This is a genomic window from Verrucomicrobiia bacterium, from assembly GCA_035460805.1.
Lineage (GTDB): Bacteria > Patescibacteriota > UBA1384 > CAILIB01 > CAILIB01 > DATHWI01.
Genome location: DATHWI010000036.1, coordinates 1 through 4,337, shown reverse-complemented (window position 1 = coordinate 4,337; position 4,337 = coordinate 1). Strand labels below are relative to the sequence as shown.

The window sequence follows — 4,337 nt, the reverse complement described above, 5'->3', positions numbered from 1 at the left end:
ATGCGCAGGGCTGGGGGTCCTGAGACCGGAGGTTCAAATCCTCTCTCTCCGACCAAAACAAATACCCACCGGAAGGTGGGTATTTGTTTTGGTTAGAACAGAAAGATGATTTGAAACCTAAGGTTCACTTCCCCCATACCTTGCCGAGCGGAGCGAGGAGGGAAGTTAGTGAGCGCTCCGCAGCCGCTCCAATATGAGATGGAAGGCGGCGGAAGCGAACGTCAATCCTCTCTCTAACCAATAAAAAACACCAGAGCTACCGAATGGTATTGCTCTGGTGTTGGGATAGCGGGGGTTGTGGCCTTATGGCAGAAGCCAGGTTTTGTCTTGGAGGGTAGCGTAGTTGCCTCCGCTGAGTTCCTTGACGGGAGCGGCAGTGCCTTTGCTCCACTTCCCCTGCGGTCGCTTTTCCGTACTGCTAAGGAGTGTCTGATTGTCCAAGTCGTAGGTCACGTAGTACGTGAAGGTATCGCTTGGGTCATTGTCTTTCCCCCAGCAGGAAACCTCTAAGATGACTTTGTCATCTTTTATGGCCGCCCTTTCGAAGTCGCTCTGGTACCACGCTTCCTTTCGTCGGTTGGCTGGCTCACGAGGAGCTGCCAAGGGGGTGGCGTGTCCATCGCCCGTGAGAATGTAGGCGATGGCCTTCCTGCTGTCGCCTATGCCGTCCGACGATTCTTGCTCGGCGTGGCTGTAGAACAGGAGGCGGCCTCCAGGTAGGGGGATGGTTTCACCGTCCGACAGGGAGATGTGCGTTACTGGTGGAACATAGTCCACCATCTGTGGGCTGGTCCAGGAATCGCTGGATGCCTCACTAACGAGTGAAGGGGAGGTCTCAGGACTGGAGCAGCCAACTAACCCGAGACAGACGATGAAAAGGTACACAAACCAAACTCGCATGCACGCACTTATACCAAAAAGATGGTGAAGTGTCAATCCACTCTCCTAACAAAAAACCAGAGGCATCATTCATTGATAGCTCTGGTTTTTGGATAAGAAGGGATCGGCCTTCTTATCCTGAATTGAAGTGAGTGCACCATCTCTTGGTGGGTTGGGTTAGGTGGCTGTAAGCCTGCCTTAGTCTCCGAGAAAGATGTAGACCGTCAGGTCCCGCGCGTAGGAAATTCTTACAATCTCCATGTCTGCGACGTGCTGCACAAAGGTGCTGACCTTTGCTTTCCAGGTTGAGGGAGTCTCACCCTGCTCATGGCGAAGCCACGAGACATCGTCAAGGTCATTTCCCCATTCGTCCCGGTTGCGCAGGCCGTCGAGGATGACGCCCTTTTTGAAGCCAGTTGGAATGCCGCTTGGCGCGAGCATGTTGTGAATGGTTTCTTCCAGTTCGCTGCGGCGGACAAGAAAGATTTGAGTGGGACCCAAATTAAGGATCCGCGATCCACCCTTTCGGGTGATCGTGATTTTAGTTTCAGGAATTTCTTCTGGCATGATTCTCCGTAGTCTCACGTGTTGTGAAGTGCCATCCGTTCGTAGAACGAAAAGATACTGCGCGGATAGTAGCAAACAAATCCTAAGGTGTCCAGCTCCTAGAGCCTTCTTTAGCATTACCCTTAACCACCTCCCAGGACTCTTGCCCATTGACATTTCCCGTCTTTTCCCTATACTCCCTGCATCGTGGATCCTTTCCAATTAGAACCAGGAATCGTCATTGAGCGCGGTCCGTTTCCCCACGGATCAAAAGCGCCGTACATCCAGTTTCGTCACAGCATCATGAGCGCCCAAACGCCTGAGAGTGCTGAAGACCAAGTGGCGCGGTGGTGGCTCCGCACGTGTGCGGACACTGTGGCCGCCCAATTCCATGTTGCACCCGAGGTGCTTACCCATGCTTACGACCTGCACATCGTTCAGATTGGTGAAGACAGGAACAGCGGCGGAAACCTTGAATTCTTGGTTACCGCCAAGCTTTGGGGCGAGCAGCTGACGTTTCAGCCAACGGATTGGTCGACCTGTATTCGGGAAGACCTGGCGCAAGCGGAGATATTTGACACGTACGCGCCTCCTGCTGAACTTGGGCTTCGCTACCTGGGCACGCGCAGCTACACGCTCTACACCCTGTACACTGCCACGCGGGCCGAACTCTTTGAGCAGGCCAAACCTGCACTCCAGGCAAACCGAGACAAGCTGGGGACTTGGGCGTGGACTGAATCGCCAAACCAAGGCAAATACCCGGCTTTGGCGACGTGCATATGTGTAGAGTCTATCGATCGGCTCTTTGATCTCGAAAAATCCCGCATGTGCCCGGACGCTGACAACAACCAGATGGCTGAGTGGTTGGCCCACGTTCACTTCTACGGCCCAGCGGAGCACCCCGATGCCGCCGCAGGTGGCGTGCGGGCCGAGCGGCTCCCAACCCCACCAGTCCTGGTTGACCGGGTCGCGGTCGGGGCGGGGGTTTAGGTAATCATGAGGGGCTGCATCCGCAGCCTCTTTTTTTATTGCCTGCACTCCCAGATTCCCATGACTTGAGTGAGACGGAGCTTTTTGCTATCCTTTTTATTCCTCACTCCTATCTGGAGTGCAAGGAACGGAGGATTGTTTTGATGATCAAATATACGGGGACACTTCCCGTACTACAGCCCCACACCCTGCTAGAGCAGGCGGAATGGGGCGCCGTATGTACCGCATGCCACACTTTGCCCTCTTGCTACGTGGTGAATTTTTACGCCACAAAGAAGCGGGGGACTGACCGGGTCCTTGACCAGGGCAGGCCAGTGGCAACGTTCGAAAGGTTGTCAGAGGAGGAGGCGCGTAAGATGTACCTCTTCCTCTCACCCTATCAACAAGTCAGGCGGGGAGCCGGGGCTGTACACGTCAACGAGGTGCTCATGCGGGGATTCCCCATGCCTGGACCCTATGCTGCCCTTACGGTTAGGGAAGAACTGGAATTTGAAGAGATGTTCGAGCGCACGCCGGTACCCGGTTAGGCGCTCATTAGTTTCAAGCAGAGGAGTTTTCCTCTGCTTTTTTATTTGGATGACTTTCCAGGAGCACCAATTCACACTTCCTAGCCAGGGGCGTACTGTTATACTGAATCCAACATCAAGAACCTCTTCGTATGGAACCAGAGACAAGTACGCCTCCTGAAAACCAGCAGCAAGTACCCGTGCCGCCTACCGTGACAGGTAGTGCTCCATCACCTGATCAAAATGGAAACGCACCTGATCGTGTAGCGATAGTCCTGGCGTGGATCATGGTTGTGGCAGGCTGGTATTTCATGCTTAATATCCAGTTTGGACATGCCGTCCACTCGGAGCTTAACGTGCTTTCCTTCCTCATAGGCTTGGTACCCTTTATGATTGCTTCTTTCCTTGCGATGTCCCTTTTCAAGAGTCAGAAAGCGCTGTCCCGGGCAACCTTGGCCGCGATCTCCCTGGGCCTTATCTTTGGTCTTTTCTCAATCTACAACCCAGGTGTTCTTGACCCGCGGGATCCTTATCCGGCCCCTAGTGCCTCCGCCACTCCCACACCTAGCCCCACCCCACTTACAGGTAAGGAAGCCTCTGTTTTCACCATCAAGGACGAAGCGGGGGTGGAAATTCTCAATGGTGAGGATATTACGAGTGCATCGGCGGGTTGGACCGTGAATGGCTTGAGCGAACCGCAGCCCCAAATTACCTTTACCCTCTTGCCTTCTAGTTGGGAAAAGTTTGCCAAGGCAACCCGTGAGAATATCGGCAAGACACTGCCGGTCTATGTGAAGGGCAAGCTTATTGCCGAGCCGTTAGTGGTTTCATCCATTACGGAAGGCGAGCTCATGGTGACCGGCGATTTTTCCGAGTATGAGGCGCAGGAGCTTGCCGCCTCGGTTAATTACCAGCCGTACTAATAAGTGAAGGCCACAGGCCAACTACTCGATATGCACCTCTCAGAACTCCAACAACTCGGAAGCGAAATAGATGACGCCTATATCCAATCCGGCAAGGATAAAGGATATGGCGTACGCACGCCCCTCGTATACCTTGGTTTTCTCATGACGGACCTCGGTGAGCTTGCGGAGCAGGTTATGGCCAAAGAGGGCTACCGTGATGGTGAAGATATCGACAAGAAAATTGAGCACGAGCTGGCAGATGTGCTGTGGGCAGTCCTCATGTTGGGCAAGCACCTTAATGTAGACATGGAAAAGTCTTACACCGAGATGATTAAAGTGGTGAAGGATCGGCAGGCACGGGGAACGGCGGGATAGGCAAATAAAAAACCAGAGGCATCAATAGTTGATAACTCTGGTTTTGAGGCAGGGGAATGTGACCCCTGCCAGAAACTATCCGCTGCTTCCTCCTAGGAACTTGTTCATAAAGATATTGAAGCAGCCGGTATGTGCC

General features: G+C 53.6%; 6 protein-coding genes. 4 read left to right on the top strand and 2 right to left on the bottom strand.

From position 1 onward, the window contains the following. Positions 1-303: 303 nt before the first annotated feature. Both VLA04_01230 and VLA04_01225 read right to left on the bottom strand, forming a co-directional pair. Positions 304-900, bottom strand: coding sequence for a hypothetical protein (locus VLA04_01230; GenBank protein ID HSI20319.1), 597 nt, complete (start codon positions 898-900; stop codon positions 304-306). A 177-nt stretch (positions 901-1,077) separates the two neighbouring features. Then, complete coding sequence (locus VLA04_01225; GenBank protein ID HSI20318.1) at positions 1,078-1,446, bottom strand: hypothetical protein; 369 nt, start codon at positions 1,444-1,446, stop codon at positions 1,078-1,080. A gap of 186 nt (positions 1,447-1,632) precedes the next feature. On the opposite strand from VLA04_01225, the gene VLA04_01220 reads away from it, so the two are divergent. The 4 genes from VLA04_01220 to VLA04_01205 all read left to right on the top strand — a co-directional run bounded on the left by VLA04_01220 (position 1,633) and on the right by VLA04_01205 (position 4,201). Continuing rightward, positions 1,633-2,415 (top strand): hypothetical protein, encoded by a 783-nt coding sequence (locus VLA04_01220; protein ID HSI20317.1) that lies wholly within the window; start codon positions 1,633-1,635, stop codon positions 2,413-2,415. 143 nt (positions 2,416-2,558) lie between these two features. Continuing rightward, positions 2,559-2,942, top strand: a complete 384-nt coding sequence (locus VLA04_01215) for a hypothetical protein (GenBank protein ID HSI20316.1) — start codon at positions 2,559-2,561, stop codon at positions 2,940-2,942. Positions 2,943-3,073: 131 nt separating this feature from the next. Then, complete coding sequence (locus VLA04_01210; GenBank protein ID HSI20315.1) at positions 3,074-3,844, top strand: hypothetical protein; 771 nt, start codon at positions 3,074-3,076, stop codon at positions 3,842-3,844. A 30-nt stretch (positions 3,845-3,874) separates the two neighbouring features. After that, complete coding sequence (locus tag VLA04_01205) at positions 3,875-4,201, top strand: MazG nucleotide pyrophosphohydrolase domain-containing protein (protein ID HSI20314.1); 327 nt, start codon at positions 3,875-3,877, stop codon at positions 4,199-4,201. Positions 4,202-4,337 lie beyond the last annotated feature (136 nt).